Below are 15,237 nucleotides of genomic sequence, written 5' to 3'. Positions count from 1 at the left end.
CGATAGCCACGCCGGGTGGCATGGCGCCTTTCATCCTGTCGTGGTCCCGAAAACCGCCCCCGGGCTCTTGAGCCCAAGAGCACGCTTTCTGGGCAAAATGCCTCAGGCCGGGATCCTGATGACGACGTCGGTAACTTCGCCATCCTTCAGTTCGACTGCCGAAACCTTGGTCTTGGCCCCATTCAGCTCCAGCGAGACCGCCTTGGCCTTATTGTCGCGGACGACGCGAACCTTGAGTTCCGCCCCCAGCATCTTGAGGGTTGCCGAGTAACCGTCCCAATGGCGGGGGAGTTTTGGCTTGAACTGAACACGCTTGCCGCGCCGTTCGATGCCGAGGATCCCTTCGACCGCAGCCCTGTAGAGCCAGCCGGCCGAGCCGGTATACCAGGTCCAGCCGCCACGGCCGCCCTTGTCGTCCCCGGCGTAGATGTCGGCTGCCACGACATAGGGCTCGACGCGATAGTGCTCGGCCGAGGCCTCGTCGGTCGCATGGTTGACCGGGTTCAGCATCGAGAAACAGCGATAGGCCTCGTCGGTCCGCCCCATCTCGGCGAGCGCGATGACGAACCACGTGGCGGCGTGGGTGTACTGGCCGCCATTTTCGCGGACACCGGGCGGATAGCTCTTGATGTAACCCGGTTCCTTGTCCGTCTTCGAGAACGGCGGCGTGAACAGCTTGACGATCTTGAGCTTGTCATCGACGAGCAGTTTGGTCGCCTGCTCCATCGCCGTCGTCGACCGGGGCGGATCACCCTCTCCCGAAAGCACGCTCCAGGACTGGGCGATCGAGTCGATCTTGCACTCCTGCGAGGACCGCGACCCGAGCGGCGTGCCGTCGTCGAAGCTGCCGCGCCGGTACCATTCGCCATCCCATGCCGTGCTTTCAAGCGCCCGCTTCAGCGCATCGGCGTGCTTTGCCCAGGCTTGCGCGTGCTTGGCATCGCCTTCGGTCTTGGCAATTGCGGCGAAGTCGCCCAGCGTCTTCAGCAGGAACCAGCCGAGCCAGACGCTCTCGCCCTTGCCGTGCTCGCCAACGCGGTTCATGCCGTCGTTCCAGTCTCCGCCGAGGATCAGCGGCAGCCCGGCGGGACTGCTGCGCTTGATGGCAAGATCGAGCGCCCGCGCGCAATGGTCGTAGAGCGACGCCGTCTTCTTCAAAATTTCCGGGGTGAAGAAGGCATCGTGCTCGCCCTCGCCCAGCGCCTGCCCATCGATGAAGGGCAGTTGCTGCTTTAGGATGGTGGCATCGCCGGTGACCAGCAAATAGCGCGCCGTGGCGTGGGCCAGCCAGACCACATCGTCGGAGATCATGGTACGCACGCCGGCCCCGGTGCGCGGCAGCCACCAATGCTGCACGTCGCCTTCGGGGAACTGCCGCCGCGCCGCGTTGAGGATCTGGTCGCGCGCCAGTTGCGGGTCATGCGCAAGCAATGCCAGCGTGTCCTGCAACTGGTCGCGGAAGCCGAACGCACCGCTTGCCTGGTAGAAGGCGGAGCGGGCGCGGATGCGGCACGCGAGGCTCTGATAGGGCAGCCAGTGGTTGACCATGGCGTCGAGCGCCTTGTCCGGCGTCTCGACCTGGATGGTGTCGAGGAAGCCGCGCCATTCGCGCTCATTGTCGGCCAGCCGCCGGTCGAAATCCCTAGCCCGATGCTCCTGCACCAGGGCGCTGGCCTCCTCGACGGTCTCGGCATCGCCGAGCAGCCAGAGCAGCGTCACGTCGCCGCCCGCCGGGATTTCGATGTCGCGGGCAATCGCCGCGCAGGGGTCGTCTCCGGCCTCGACACGGCCCGACAACGCCGCGCCGCTCAGCACCGCCTGTGGAAGCTCGCTGGAGCCATGCCGGCCGAGGAACTCCGAACGGTCGGTGGTCACCGAATGGACGCCGCCGTCGGCGGCAAGGAAAGCCACCCGCTCGCTGAAATCGAGCCCGTAGGGATTTTGCGCCAGCAACGCACCGGTGGCAGCGTCGCGAGACGGGACGATGGTTGCCGCCGTGCGCGAGCGATGCCCGCCGAGCACCCATTCGGCATAGGCGTAGACCCGCAGTCGCGCCGGCACCGAGCCGGAATTCTGGATGCGCAGCCGCGAGATCTTCACCGGGTCGATCGGGTCGACGACATGGGTGAGGTCCATCGACAACGGGCCGCGCCGCGAACGGAAGGTCGAGAAACCCTGGCCGTGCCAGGCCTCGTAGGTCATCGAGGGGTCGCGTACCATGGCGGCGAGCGGCGAGAACGCCTTGCCGCTGGCCTGATCGTATATGTAGATGCCCTCGCCCGGCCGGTTCGAGACCGGATCGTTCGACCACGGCGTCAGCTGGTAGTCGCGGCTGTTGCGGCTCCAGGTGAAGGCGGCGCCCTCGGCGGAGGTGTGGAAGCCGAACGAAGCGTTGGAGACGACGTTGATCCATGGCTGCGGCGTCGTGCGCCGGCCAGCCAGGCGCACGACATAGTGCCGCCCGTCGCCGTCGAAACCGCCAAAACCATTCCATTGGCTGAGGCCGCTTCCATCGGCGCTGACATCCGCCACGGCCTGCGAGGCGTGCATCACGGGCACCGGCGACGGCAATTCGCGCGCGACCGCCAATGCTGCCGGCTGCAGGGCGTCGCGCGCCTGCAGGGCGGCCGCCTCGGCCCGCTCGATCTGGTCGAAGATGGTGCCGTTGCGCGTGTGCAGGACGACGCGGGCGACAGCGAGCAGCGTCTTGTAGGTGGTCTCGTCCATCAGGTCGCGGCGCACCGCGAAAATGTGCTGGCGAGGCCCGAGTTCCTTGCCGCGCAGGCGGCTGTTTTCGCACAGCGTCTCCACTGCCCGCTGCAGGTCCTGGACATAGGACGACGCCTGCTCGTTGACGACGACGAAGTCGATCATCATGCCGCGGGTGCGCATGTATTCCTGGAAACGCAGCGCCTGGGCGACGATTTCGAGATCGGCGACGTCGCCGATCCTGACCAGGAAGATCGGGAAATCGCCCGATATGCTGGTCGGCCACAGGCTCGACTGCTTGCCCAGCCCCGTTGCAATGGATTCGGCCGGAAGACGCAGGAACGGATCCGGATAGATCAGATAGCGCGCCAGTTTTTGCACATTGGCGGCATCGGTCAGGCTGAGGCCCATATGGCGGGTCTGCACCTGGCTGCGCGTCCAGGCGAGCATGGCCTGGCGGGCAAAGCTCTCCGGATGGTCAAGCCGGGCAAGGGCCTCTTCCAGTTCGGCGCGGCTGGCGCCGACGACGGTCCAGAAGGTCAGCGATATCTTCTTGTTGGCAGGCACGCGCACCTGGCGGCGCAGCGCTGCGACGGGATCGAGCGTGAAGCCCGAATGGCCGCCAAGCCTGGCGCCGGGATCGAACGCGGCCGCGTCGACGATGGTGCGGCCGCGGCCGATGAAGGCACGCCGGTCGGTCTCGGCTTCGGCATCGCGCGCCGATCCGGACGGATCGGTGACGAAATGCACCATGGCGATATCGGGCTCGCTGGTGTCCCGCTTGCGCCGCGTCGCAAATATCTGCGCGTTGTTCGACGCGATTTCAGTTTCGACGAACATCTTCGAGAAGGCCGGATGCGCGTTGTCCGACGCCTCCAGACCGAGCACCAGTTCTGAAAAGGAGGTGACTTCGATGTGACGGTCGGACGGCCCGTCATTGTACAGCGTGACCCGACGGCCCTCGCCATTGCCTTCCGAAATGACAATGCATTCGACCTCGGAGCGCAACGTGCCCACCGATTTGACGAAGCTCGCCTTGTCGTCGGAGAACAAGGTCTGCGCCTTCTCCTCGGCCGCACGCTTCGGCTCGGCCGTCGCCGACCACCAGTCGCCGGTGCCCGCGTCACGCAGGAAGATGTAGGAGCCGAGCCGGTCCTCGGTCGGATCCGGTTGCCAGCGGGTGATGGAGAGATCGCCCCAGCGGCTGTAGCCCGAGCCAGTCGCGGTGACCATCACCGAATAGCGGCCGTTCGACATCACACTGGTCGACCGCAGCGACCGCAACGGATCGAGCACGATGCGGGTGTCGGGGCTCTCGACTTCTGTCTCGTCCTTGGAGCGTTCGTCGGCCTCGGTCCTGACGGTCGCGGTCGGGATGTCGCGCGGCGCCCTCTCCTGCAGCAGCAATTCGGCCGATTCGATGACCGGATCACTGTGGAAGCGATCGCGCATGCGGCCTTCGAAGATGGCGTCGGCGACCGCCACGATCGACATGCCCGAATGGTGGGCCATGTAGTTCTGCACGACGACATGATCGGTGCCTTCCGGCACACGCTGCGGCGTGAAGTCGACAGCGTCGTAGTAACCGTGGCGGCCAAGCGCGCCGATCTCCCGCAGCCGGGCGAGATTCTGCACGGCTTCGCGCGGATTGAACTGTGCCGCGAGGACGGTGGCGTAAGGCGCGATCACCGTGTTCTGGCCAAGGCCGCGCTTCAGGCCGAGCCCGGGCACGCCGAAATTGGTGTACTGGTAGGTCAGTTCGCGGTCGCGGGCGTTGTAGGCCGCTTCCGAAATGCCCCACGGCACGTTCTTCTGGCGGCCATACTGGATCTGGCGCTTGATGATCAGCTTGCTGGTCTGGTTGAGGATGCTGCCTTGCGGCTCCTTCATCACCAATGGCGGCATCAGATATTCGAACATCGAGCCGGACCAGGACATCAGCGCGCCCTTGAAACCGATCTCGACGATCGGCCGCCCAAGCCGGAACCAGTGCTCGGTCGGCAGGTCGCCCTTGGCGATGGCGAACAGGCTGGTCAGCCGCGCCTCGGAAGCCATAAGGTCGTAGCAGCTTTCATCGAGCTGGTGCTCCTCGACCCGGTAGCCGATCGACAGCAGCTTGCGTTCGGGCCGCATCAGGAAGGAGAAATCCATCTCGAAAGCGAAGCGGCGCGTGCGCTCGCGCAAGGTGAGCAGCTTAGCGCGCAGCGCCTCGACGGCATTGTCGTCGCTATGCGCGTCATGGACATGCGCTTCGCAGGTGGCCTCGAGCCTGGCCGCCCAGTCGACGATGACGTCGCTCTGGGCCGACGCCGCCTCGGTGTGGATGGCGGTGGCGAGCTTGCGGATCTCACCGGCCAGGACGGCCAGATTGATGGTGCGGATCGACGCCATTTCCGGCTGCGCCTTGATGGTCTCGACCGCGCGCCGCATGCCGTCGAGACGGTCGACGAGGCGCTGGCGCAGGGGTCGCAGCTGGCGGCGGTCGTCGGGCAGTTCGTCGAGGCTCTCGCTGAGGATGGTCACCGTGTCGAGAATGCCTTCGAAATCGCCCTGGAGATGGACCGAGGGCGCTTCCGCCCATTCGGCGCATGCCGCCGCCACCGCCACCAGATGGCCAGCAAGATTGCCGCTGTCGACAGCCGAGATGTAGAGCGGGTAGAGCGGCTTCAGCGTCGTCGTGTCATACCAGTTGAAGAGGTGGCCGCGGTCGCGCGGCATGCCTTCGATCGTCGTCATCGTGGCGTCGATGCGGGTGATGGCATCGGACAGGCTGATCCAGCCGAAGTCGCGGGCCGAGACGACGGACAGCAGGTAGACGCCGATATTGGTCGGCGAGGTGCGCGGCGCCACGACCGGCGCCGGGCTTTCCTGGAAATTGTCCGGCGGCAGATTGTGGTGCTCGGCCGTCACGAAGCTTTCGAAATAATGCCAGGTGCGCCGCGCCACCGTACGCAGCGCGTGGATATCGGCTTGCGATATGCGCAAGCGATCCTCGGTTTCGGCCGAGCGGCTGATCCAGCTGGCGATGGCCGGCGAGGCGATCCAGAACAGGGCGAAGAAGAAAGCAACGAAGGCGCCGGTGGAATCGGCCAGCACCGGGATGGCGAGGCCGACGAAGCCGATGATCACGGCGCCATACATCATGCCGTAATAGGAGCCGACATCGTTGTCGCCCGCCTTGTGCGCCTGCGAGGCGGTGCGCCATTCCAGCAGGTTCTGGCGGCTGACGAAGAGCCGATAAATCGTGCGGATGATGGCGTCGCCCATCATCCAGGCGTTGTGCGCCATCAGCACGATCTTCAGCGCCACCATGGCGGTGCCGAAGGCTACGTCGCGCGCCAGGGCCGAGAAATGGCCGCGCGGCGTCTGGTCGCCGCTCTTGGGTAGGATGGCGTTGACGATGTCGAATGTCGGCGCCATGAACAGGCTGAGGATCAGCAGGGCCTGCCATTGCGCGGCCTGCGTGAAGGGCAGCAGCGTCCAGCCGGCGATCGCGGCCATGACCCAGAAGATCGGCGTCAGCGAGCGGCGCAGATTGTCGACCATCTTCCAGCGCGACAGAGCCGGCACGCCGGAGCGCGGATCGAGCATGAAGCCGAGAAGCTGCCAGTCGCCGCGTGCCCAGCGATGGTGGCGCGAGGCGTCGACCGAATAGCGGGTCGGATAGTCCTCGACCAGTTCGACGTCTGTGACAAGCGCCGAGCGCGCCAGCGCGCCTTCCAGCAGGTCGTGGCTGAGGATGGTGTTTTCCTCGATGCGGCCCTGCAACGCCGCCTCGAAAGCATCGACGTGATAAAGGCCCTTGCCGGTGAAGGACCCGTCGCCGAAGACGTCCTGATAGAGATCGGAGACGGCAAAGACGTAAGGGTCGAGGCCACGATTGGCCGAGAAGACCCGCTGGAAAAACGACGCATCATCGCCACTGGTCAGCGACGCGGTGATGCGCGGCTGCAGGATGGCATAGCCGGCCGTGACAACACGCTTGGTAGCATCGAAATGCGGACGGTTGAGCGGATGGCAGAGCTTGCCGACCAGCGTCGCGACCGCGTCGCGGGTGGTGCGCGTGTCGGCATCGAGTGTCATCACATGGACGACGTTCTCGGGCAGCGGCACGTCGAGCGGCAGGAATGTGGTGTCGCTGTCGCCGCGCAACAGAAGGTCGAGCTCGTGCAGCTTGCCGCGCTTGCGCTCCCAGCCCATCCAGGACCCTTGCGCCGCATTGAAGAGCCGGCGCCGGTGCAGGATGTAGAAACGCGGCGCGCCTTCGGATGGATGGCGGGCGTTGAGACGAGCGATCTCGGCGCGGGCGAATTCGAGGATTTCGGTATCGGCCGCATCGATCTCGATCTTGCTGTCGGGCCAGTCCGACAGCAGCGCGAAATAAATTTCATCCGCCGTGTTGGCGAGATGATGCACCTCGATATTGCGGATGTTTTCCTCGACGTCGTCGCGTGAGCCGATCAGCGACGGTACCACCACCAGGGTGCGCGCCTCGGGCGGCACGCCGTGCCTGTAATCATAGCCAACGAGGCGCGTCGGTTTCAGGAACAGCGATACGACGGTGTTGAAGAAGGCGAGAGCGCCCTCGCTGGCCGGTACCGCAAACAGCGCCAGCATCACGACGATCGACGGCACCGACAGGCCGAGATTGGCCAGCGCGTTGCCGGTGAGAACAAGAAGCAGGGCCGTCAGCGCAAATACCGGTACGACGATGCCAAGCCATCCGGTCTTGCGGAAGGTGCGCTTGACCATCTGGCTGATGGTCGGCCGGTAGCCGATCGCCTTCTCCAGTTCCAGCCGGCGCGGACCGACGAGGAAGAAACCGACATCGGTGTGGGCGGATGCAACTTGAGCGACAGCGCCTTCATCATCGGCCGATAGGGTCTCGGTGGCGACGTGATCGGCCAGCTCGATGGCCTTCTCGGCGACGCGGTATTCCGAAAGGTCGGAGCGGCGCGCCAGTTCCTCGATCGCCGTCCGGTACTGGTCACGCGAGAAGAAGTCGAGCGCGGCGAAATCGGTGCGCTCGCGCAGCACGGTGTCGATGCGGCTGACGCCTTCGAACCACACCGTCCAGTCGACGTCGTTGATGAGGCGCAGGCCGCGGATGATGTTTCCGGTCGTCACATTGCCGCTGGACAGCGTGTGATGTTCGGAAATGATGATTTCCTCGGCGTCGGAGCCGGTTTTTTCGAGCTCGCCTTCGAGCCATTCCAGGGCCTTGCCGGCATTCTGCGATCCATCGCGCAAGCGATAGAGCAGCTGGGTGGCGAAGGTGGTGTCCTGTGCGTGAGCGCTGAATTTGGACAGGATCGCCTGCCGGTCCGGGCTGTCGTCGGTCGCCAGAACCTTGTCGGCGACATCGTTGGCGATCTGGCGCATCTGGCGGGTGCGGTTGACCCTGACCGCCAGCCGGCGGAGATTTTCGATCAGGACGAAGCGCAGAAGCGACGGCAGCGCCCAGAGTTCGCCGATCTTCAGCGGCTCGAGCGACTGGAAGCCCTGGACGATGGACTTGAACATGGTCGCCGAGACGGAACTGTCCGAATGCGCCACATAGGTCCAGGCCAGTGCCAGCGCGCGCGGCACACTACCGCCCTCGGGCAGTTTCAGGCTGGGCAGCTGGCGGTAGAAGCGGCGCGGCAGATCGCGCTTGACCTGGAAAATGGTTTCTTCGACCAGATAATTGTTGTCGAGTAGCCACTGCGCCGCCGGCGTGATCGTCTCGCCCCTCGCCTGCGCGGCATTGGTCGAGCGGTAGACTTCCAAGATCTTCTTGGCGCTGTCGCGGATGCGGGCCTGAAAATCGAAGGGCGTCAGGCCGAACAGATCGGTAAGGTCGCCTTTTGCCAGGCTTTCGCCAAGCAGGCGAAGACGCTCTTCGGGCAGGAAATTGGATCGGATCGGCTCTTCCGTGATGGCCGGAAAGCTCGCGCTCGTCTTCTCGATCTGGGCAGGGGTCGTCTGAATATTCATTGAAAATTCCGTATGCGGACACTGAGCGGCGTCACCGCCACGGCAATGGCCCTAAAACCGATTCAAATGCAATTGGTTGCATAATCCCACTTGCTGAAAGTTTGTTTCCGCACCACGACAGGGCGTTATCTCTCAGCAAAAATTCCAAGACGAGCGCCCCTCTTCCCGTCAGGCTCGATCGACGGGGAGGATTCAGGCTTTTTCGTGATGCCGCCGACAGCTTACGCTATATTTCGCCGGCACCGCGATCATGTTTGGAAACAAGCGTTAATCGTTGCCGGAGATGCCGCCGATCCGGATCACGAACAGCGTCGTCTCCTGGACGGGCTGGACAAAGAGGCTGGCGGTGTCCGGGCCGAGCAGCAGCGCGTCGAGCGGCCCGAGGTGAACCGGCTCGGTGCCGGGCACGGTGGCTTTGCCGTTCAAACACAGGACCAGGATCGTCCCGGTCCCCGTCCTGATTTCCACAGGGTTCGAAACCATGAGGCGTTCGACCGAATGCGTCGTCCGGCCGCGGCGGGTCATGACGTTGAGGTCGGTGATCGGGCCGCCGATCAGCGCGGCCGCGGTCGCCACGTCAGCCGGGAAGGAAAACGGGTCGCTCGCCCTGGTAACTGATATCGGCGGGCAGCCAGCAATATCGAGCACGATTCCCTCGCCTTCGAGCACGGCAAGCGTTCGATCGATACCGGCAAACTGCGAGAACGGACCGCTGGCTTCGACGCGCGCCATCGAGACGCGCCAGTCGAAGTCATTTAGCCCGGCGTCGGCAGGCGAGACGGCGACCTCGGTCGTCACCCCGCCGCCGTTCTTCCAATGCATGGACTTGTATTCGGATGCCCGCAGGACGCGCATCTGCCAGTCCATCACCCGAGAATGCCGGGCAGGTTGAGCTGGTGCTCCTTGGCGCATTCGACGGCGAGGTCGTAGCCGGCATCGGCGTGGCGCATGACGCCGGTCGCCGGGTCGTTCCACAACACCCGCTCGAGGCGCCTGGCCGCATCACGCGTGCCGTCGGCGACGATGACCATACCGGCGTGCTGTGAGAAGCCCATGCCGACACCGCCGCCATGGTGCAGCGACACCCAGGTGGCGCCCGATGCGGTGTTGAGCAGCGCGTTGAGCAGCGGCCAGTCGGACACCGCATCCGAGCCGTCCTTCATCGATTCCGTCTCGCGGTTCGGCGAGGCGACCGAACCGGAATCGAGGTGATCGCGGCCGATGACGACAGGCGCCTTGAGCTCGCCCTTGGCCACCATCTCGTTGAAGGCGAGGCCGAGCCGGTGCCGGTCTCCGAGGCCGACCCAGCAGATGCGCGCCGGCAGGCCCTGGAAGGCGATGCGCTCGCGCGCCATGTCGAGCCAATTGTGCAGGTGAGTGTTGCCGGGCGTCAGTTCGCGCACCTTGGCGTCGGTCTTGTAGATATCCTCGGGATCGCCCGACAGGGCCGCCCAGCGGAACGGGCCGATGCCGCGGCAAAACAGCGGACGGATATAGGCCGGCACGAAGCCGGGGAAGGCAAAGGCATTCTCGAACCCCTCCTCCTTGGCCACCTGCCGGATGTTGTTGCCGTAGTCGAGCGTCGGCACGCCGGCATTCCAGAACGCCACCATCGCCTCGACATGTTCGCGCATCGAGGCGCGGGCGGCTTTCTCAACTGCCTTCGGGTCGCTGACGCGCTTCTCACGCCACTCAGCCATCGTCCAGCCCTTGGGCAGATAGCCGTTGATGGGGTCGTGGGCCGAGGTCTGGTCGGTGACCATATCAGGGCGAATGCCGCGCCTGAACATTTCCGGAACGATCTCGGCGGTATTGCCGAGCAGGCCTACCGACTTCGCCTCGCCTGCCTTGGTCCAGCGCTCGATCATCGCCATCGCCTCGTCGAGTGTCTCGGCCTTCTCGTCGACATAGCGGGTGCGCAGGCGGAAATCGATCGAATCCGGGTTGCATTCGATGGCCAGACAGCAGGCGCCGGCCATAACTGCGGCGAGCGGCTGGGCGCCGCCCATGCCGCCGAGGCCGCCGGTCAGGATCCACTTGCCCTTGAGATTGCCGTCATAGTGCTGGCGGCCGGCCTCGACGAAGGTCTCGTAGGTGCCCTGCACGATGCCTTGCGTGCCGATGTAGATCCACGAGCCGGCCGTCATCTGGCCGTACATCATCAGACCCTTCTTATCGAGCTCGTTGAACTTTTCCCATGTCGCCCAGTGCGGCACCAGGTTGGAGTTGGCGATCAGCACGCGCGGCGCGTCGGGATGGGTGCGGAAGACGCCGACCGGCTTGCCCGACTGCACAAGCAAGGTCTCGTCATCGGCCAACGTCCTCAACGAGGCGACGATGCGGTCAAAGTCGTTCCAGGTGCGCGCCGCCCGGCCGATGCCGCCATAGACAACCAGCTCGTTGGGGTTTTCGGCGACGTCCGGGTCGAGATTGTTCATCAGCATGCGCAGCGGCGCCTCCGTCAACCAGGAGCGGGCGCTGATTTCCGTGCCGCGCGGGCTGCGGACTTCGCGGATGTTGTGGCGAGGATTGTTCATCATTGTCCCTTTCGAATGAGGTGCGCGGCATTGCGGTGGCCGTCTGCACTGATCCAGGTGACCTGCTCATGGGCAGGGTCGGAAGTATCGATGGTCATGGCGTAGCAGGCCCAGACATCCGAAGGCGGCCATAGCGAGCAGTACTGGTCGCCACGAACATCCCAACGCCCGGGAGACTGGGTGCCGCCTTTTGTGTAGATGGTGGCGCCGCCATCGTCGAAGCTCTGTTTCCAGTCTGGCCCTTCGACATGCGCGCCTTTCAATGTGGCGAGGATAGCGGCGCCCTTCATCGTCACCTCATCGGCGGATGCGCCGAACGCCGGCGCGGTTGCGAACAGAATGGCGAGAAAGCCAATCCTGGCATGGCGGTTCATGACATCCTCCCGATGTTTCGATGTCAGCTCTGCGCCCAGGTGATCGCGGTCTCGAGAATTTTCTTCAGCTTCGCGGCCATGGGTGCGGCGAACGCGGCATCATAGGGCACCGGCCAATTGTCCGGTTCACCCTTGCCCTCGGGCTCATGCAAGTAGCCGCGATCGGCAAGTTCCATCTGCAGGGCATGGAAGCCGCCTTGCGGATTGCCGAAGTAGCGGGTGATCCAGCCACCCTTGAAACGGCCGTTGATGACGTAGCTGTCGCCGCTTTCGGCCATGATCTGGCCGACCAGGCCCTGCAGCACCGGATCGGCGGTCTGGCCGTCATTGGTGCCGAGATTGAACACCGGCAGCGTGCCGTAGAACAGACGCGGCAGAACCGAGCGGATCGAGTGGCAATCATAGATCACGACCTTCTGATGCAGACCGCGCAGCCTGGTCGCCTGAAACCCGAGCATTTCATGGTAGGGCGCGAAATATGACTGATAGCGCTGGCTGATTTCCACCGGCGTCGGTTCCTCGCCGGGCAGGTAAAGCGGATCGCCGTCGAAAGTCTCTGTCGGGCAAAGCGTCGTCGTCGTCTGCCCGGGATAGAGCGAGGCGCCGGAGGGATCGCGGTTGACGTCGATGACGGTGCGCGAGATCGACGTATGCACGACTGTCGCGCCAAGGCCAGCGGCGAAATCGTAGAGCTGGTCGATCCACCAGTCGCAGTCGCGGCGGCCGAGCCAGGGCGAGACCAGCCGGTTGTCGATGCCGGCTAGATCGATGCCGGTATGCGGGATCGACACCACTAGAGGTGCCGTGCCTTCGGTCACTGTCAGCCAGTCGGTCATGTTCAGGCTCCCGAGATCGAAGGCAGTGTTACCGCGCCGGCTGCCTTGACGGTCGCACCACTGCGCACAATGGCGATGGCTTTTTCCATATCAGGATGGAAGTGGCGGTCATTGTCGAGATGCGGCACCTCGGCCCGGACCAGCTTGCGCACCGCCTCCAGGGCATCGCTCGATGCCAGCGGCGCATGGAAATCGCAGCCTTGCGCCGCGGCCAGCAGTTCGATGCCGATCACCGCCGTCGCATTCTCGACCATGCCGATCAGCCGGCGCGCGCCGTGCGCCGCCATCGAAACGTGGTCTTCCTGGTTGGCCGATGTCGGGATGGAATCGACGCTGGCCGGATAGGCTTTCTGCTTGTTCTCCGAAACGAGGGCCGCCGCCGTCACCTGCGGGATCATGAAACCGGAATTCAAGCCGGGCTTCGGCGTCAGGAAGGCCGGCATGCCGGACAGCGCGGGATCGACTAGCATGGCGATGCGGCGTTCCGACAGCGAACCGATCTCACAGACGGCGAGCGCGATCATGTCGGCAGCGAAGGCCACCGGCTCAGCATGGAAATTGCCGCCGGAAAGGGCGGTATCGTCCTCGGCGAAAATCAGCGGATTGTCGGTGACGCCATTGGCCTCGGTGCCGAGCGTGTCCGCCGCCTGGCGCAGGACGGTGAGTGCCGCACCCATCACCTGCGGCTGGCAGCGTAGGCAATAGGGATCCTGCACGCGCTCGTCGCCAACGCGATGCGATTCACGGATGGCACTGCCGGCCATCAGATTGCGCAGCGCATCCGCCGTCTCGATCTGGCCGCGATGCTTTCTCAGTTGATGGATGCGCGGATCGAAGGGCGCGTCGGAGCCTTTTGCCGCGTCGGTCGACAAGGCGCCGGCGACCAACGCCGACTGATAGAGCACTTCAGCCTCGAACAAAGCGGCCAGCGCATAGGCCGTCGAGAACTGCGTGCCGTTGAGCAGTGCCAGACCTTCCTTGGCGCCCAATGTCACCGGCTCGAGCCCGTGCGAGACGAAGGCGACCTTGGCCGGGAAACGGCCATGCGGGGTAAAGCATTCGCCGACGCCGATCATCACCGCGGTCATGTGCGACAGCGGGGCAAGGTCGCCGGAGGCGCCGACGGAGCCTTGCGCCGGCACCACAGGGATGACGTCGTTGGCCAGCATCGCCTCCAGCAACTCGATGGTCTGCGGTCGTACGCCGGAGGCGCCCTGCGCCAGGCTGGCCAGCTTCAGCGCCATCATCAGCCTGCAAACAGCGGCCGGCATCGGCTCGCCAACGCCGGCGGCATGCGACAGCACGATGTTGCGCTGCAAGGTCTCGAGGTCCGCGGCGGGGATGCGGACGCTGGCCAGTTTGCCGAAGCCGGTGTTGATGCCATAGACCGGGTCGCCCTTGGCGACGATCCTGGCGACGGCCTCGGCGCTCGCCTTGATTTTTGGCTTGCAGGCATCGTCAAGCTTGGGCACGGCGCCACGGTAGATGGCGCGCCAGTCGGCCAGCGTCGCATTGCCGGGCTTCAGGGTCAGTTCGGTCATTGTCCTCTCCAGATGCGGGCATGCAGCGGGTTGAAGCCCATGCGGTAGACGAGTTCAGCGGGGCGCTCGATGTTCCAGATCGCCAGATCGGCGGATTTGCCGGCTTCGAGCGTGCCGGTCTCTCCCAGTAGGCCGAGCGCACGGGCGGCCTCGCGGGTAACGCCGGCCAGGCATTCGTCGACCGTCAGGCCGAACAGGGTCGCCGCCATGTTCATGGTCAGTAACAGCGAGGTCAGCGGCGAGGTGCCGGGATTGTTGTCGGTGGCGACCGCCATTTTGACGCCGTGCTGGCGGAACAGGCCGACCGGCGGCTTCTTGGTTTCGCGAATGAAATAGTAGGCACCGGGCAGGATCGTCGCCACGGTTCCCGCCTTCGCCATTGCCGCGGCGCCTGCTTCGTCGGTGTATTCGAGATGATCGGCCGACAGCGCACCATAGCGCGCGGCAAGTTCGGCACCATGCAGGTTGGAGAGCTGGTCTGCGTGGAGCTTGACCGGCAAGCCTGCCGCCTTGGCGGCATCGAACACGAGCGCCATCTGCTCCGGCGAAAAGGCAATGCCTTCGCAAAACCCGTCGACGGCATCGGCCAGCCCCTCGGCGGCAACCGCCGGGAGAATTTCTCTTGCGACCAGATCGATAAAGGCGTCCTTGTCGCCTTTGGCTTCCGGCGGCAACGCATGGGCGCCGAGGAAGGTCGTGCGGACCGTCACCGGCCGCTCACCGCCCAGCCGCCGTGCGGCGCGCAGCGACTTCTTTTCGTTTTCCAGATCGAGCCCATAGCCCGACTTTACTTCTACCGTCGTCACGCCCTCGGCGATCAGCGCATCGAGGCGCGGCAGCGATTGCGCGACCAGATCGTCTTCGCCGGCGGCACGCAAGGATTTGACCGAAGAGACAATGCCGCCGCCGGCCCTGGCGACCTCTTCATAGGTTGCGCCGGCCAGCCGCATCTCGAATTCATTGGCGCGATTGCCGGCATGGACCAGATGGGTATGGCAGTCGATCAGGCCGGGCGTGATCCAGCGCTGCTCGCAATCGATCGTCTCGACATTTTGGGCAAGCGCTGCGGGCATGCCCGATTCAGGGCCGGCATAGACAATGCGGCCATGACGAACCGCGACCGCGCCGTGTTCGACGACGCCAAGTCCGGCGGCCGCCTCGGCCATGGTCGCCAGACGCGCATTGCGCCACAAGCGAAGACCCCCTGCCCGGCTTTTGCTCTCTGCAGCCATCATCTTTTCCGTTTCAATCGGTGGCGATTATG

At 64.8% G+C, this 15,237-nt stretch carries 7 protein-coding genes; all 7 read right to left on the bottom strand.

Features of this window, described 5'->3' with window-relative positions; genetic code table 11:
• Positions 1 to 102: 102 nt before the first annotated feature.
• The 7 genes from AC0ZT5_RS23065 to hutI all read right to left on the bottom strand — a co-directional run bounded on the left by AC0ZT5_RS23065 (position 103) and on the right by hutI (position 15,205).
• Positions 103 to 8,685, bottom strand: coding sequence for a glycoside hydrolase family 94 protein (locus AC0ZT5_RS23065; protein ID WP_488498319.1), 8,583 nt, complete (start codon positions 8,683 to 8,685; stop codon positions 103 to 105).
• 267 nt (positions 8,686 to 8,952) lie between these two features.
• Positions 8,953 to 9,540, bottom strand: a complete 588-nt coding sequence (locus AC0ZT5_RS23060; protein WP_488498318.1) for a HutD/Ves family protein — start codon at positions 9,538 to 9,540, stop codon at positions 8,953 to 8,955.
• Between the two features lie 11 nt (positions 9,541 to 9,551).
• Entirely contained in the window at positions 9,552 to 11,225 is a 1,674-nt protein-coding gene (gene hutU, locus AC0ZT5_RS23055) for a urocanate hydratase (RefSeq protein WP_488498317.1), read from the bottom strand.
• The gene (locus tag AC0ZT5_RS23050) at positions 11,222 to 11,596 is read right to left on the bottom strand and encodes a hypothetical protein (RefSeq protein WP_488498316.1); all 375 of its coding nucleotides are present in this window, start codon (positions 11,594 to 11,596) and stop codon (positions 11,222 to 11,224) included. The genes hutU and AC0ZT5_RS23050 overlap by 4 nt, the downstream gene beginning before the upstream one ends.
• A gap of 23 nt (positions 11,597 to 11,619) precedes the next feature.
• A complete protein-coding gene (gene hutG / locus AC0ZT5_RS23045) occupies positions 11,620 to 12,432 on the bottom strand; it encodes an N-formylglutamate deformylase (protein ID WP_488498315.1) in 813 nt (270 codons plus the stop codon).
• Positions 12,433 to 12,434: 2 nt separating this feature from the next.
• Positions 12,435 to 13,973: a histidine ammonia-lyase gene (gene hutH, locus AC0ZT5_RS23040; RefSeq protein ID WP_488498314.1), complete on the bottom strand. Its 1,539-nt coding sequence runs from the start codon at positions 13,971 to 13,973 to the stop codon at positions 12,435 to 12,437.
• Complete coding sequence (gene hutI, locus AC0ZT5_RS23035; RefSeq protein ID WP_488498313.1) at positions 13,970 to 15,205, bottom strand: imidazolonepropionase; 1,236 nt, start codon at positions 15,203 to 15,205, stop codon at positions 13,970 to 13,972. Before hutI ends, hutH begins: the two co-directional genes overlap by 4 nt.
• Between the last annotated feature and the right edge of the window lie 32 nt (positions 15,206 to 15,237).

This window comes from Mesorhizobium sp. CNPSo 4670, from assembly GCF_057784235.1.
Note: the sequence above shows the minus strand (reverse complement) of the source record. Positions and strands in the feature narration are given on the sequence as shown.